This window comes from Vibrio sp. Vb1026 (assembly GCF_033338745.1).
In the GTDB taxonomy this organism is placed as follows: domain Bacteria; phylum Pseudomonadota; class Gammaproteobacteria; order Enterobacterales; family Vibrionaceae; genus Vibrio; species Vibrio alginolyticus.
Map to the genome: position 1 here is coordinate 1 of NZ_JAWOTH010000097.1, position 1344 is coordinate 1344.

The window sequence follows — 1344 nt, forward strand, 5'->3', positions numbered from 1 at the left end:
TGTATCCCATTCGCCAGTAGGGCCCAAACGTAAATAGCAATCGACCGCTCCTTCCGCCACCAAACACGCTTTTAGTGCTGCAGAACCGAGAGGAATTAAGTCGTAGTTCCAAGCGCTGCTCATGCGGCTGGTGATAAGATTAATGTCTTGGCGACGGCTAATAGCAATGGCAATGTTTTGTCCTGCTTGTTCATGTTTGTGCGTGTGGATTTTCACGCTTTCAGACATGTCTGGGATTTTCCACGCACCTTTGCCGCTGTATGCGTAATACGTGACGCCAGAAACAGGCCCATACACCACGCCCATCGCAGGCTTGTTGTTGTCAATTAATGCAATGATGGTCGCAAAGTCGCCACTGCGTGCGATGAATTCTTGTGTGCCATCTAATGGGTCGACCAACCAATAACGCTGCCATTGTGCGCGCTGCTCTAAGCTGATGTCGGCGGCTTCTTCAGACAACACGGGGATGTCTGGCGTCAGTTCACTTAAACGTTCAGTGATGAGTTTGTGCGCGGCAATATCGGCGCTTGTGACCGGTGTTTCATCACTTTTGGTGTACGCTTCATATTGCTTTTTCTCGTAGATATCGAGAATCATTTGTCCCGCACTGCGGGCAATTTCGATAACTTGAGGAAGCAGGTGAGATAGATCTTTTGTCATTGGCATAGGTGATAGTCCTTACTCACAATATTTTCGGTTTACACCGTTATTGATTGTTGTTGTGAGTGGTGTTTGGTAAGTGTTTCAGTGCCAACATTAACGCCGTGATGCTTCGTGCTTCACAGAAGTCCAAATGCGTTAATAGCTCTTCGGCTTGTGCGAGTGGCCAGCGCACAATTTCTAACGGCTCTGGTTCGTCACCTTCTTGCTTTTCAGGGTACAGCGATTGACCTAGAAACAGCGTCATCTTGCTCGAAAAATAAGAAGGAGCAAGGATCACTTGTTTTAACGGGGTGAGTTCCTTACAACCAAAACCAATTTCTTCTTTTAGTTCGCGGTCAGCGGCCTGATGTGGCGTTTCACCGGGATCGATAAGACCTTTAGGAAAACCCAGTTCGTAGCGCTCTGTACCAGCAGCGTATTCACGTACCAACAGTAAATCGCCCTGCTCGGTTATCGGTACAACCATTACGGCATCGCGACCACTTGGCTTCATGCGCTCATAAGTGCGATGCCCGCCCTTGGAGAAGCGAAGTTCGAGCGCTTCCACTGCAAACAGTTTTGATCGTGCGACCGTCTGACACGAGAGAATCTCTGGTGGGGTCCTTTTCGACATGGCGCTGACTCCTTGGTGTCGTTGGCTTTTGTAAGGTGCGTAAGATTCTTAATATATGAGAACTCTGC

2 protein-coding genes are annotated in these 1344 nt (G+C 48.7%); both read right to left on the reverse strand.

All coding sequences use genetic code 11. The annotated features are described in order from the left end of the window. Nucleotides 1–666: 3'(2'),5'-bisphosphate nucleotidase CysQ (gene cysQ / locus R7E47_RS24435; protein ID WP_318085282.1), on the reverse strand; the 666-nt coding region annotated here is incomplete at its 3' end. A gap of 40 nt (nt 667–706) precedes the next feature. Further along, a complete protein-coding gene (nudE, locus tag R7E47_RS24440) occupies nt 707–1276 on the reverse strand; it encodes an ADP compounds hydrolase NudE (protein WP_318085284.1) in 570 nt (189 codons plus the stop codon). Nucleotides 1277–1344: the final 68 nt, after the last annotated feature.

Excerpts from the sequence above, each read along its gene's own strand:
- nudE (WP_318085284.1), bottom strand. The coding sequence starts at position 1,276 with ATGTCGAAAAGGACCCCACCAGAGATTCTCTCGTGTCAGACGGTCGCA.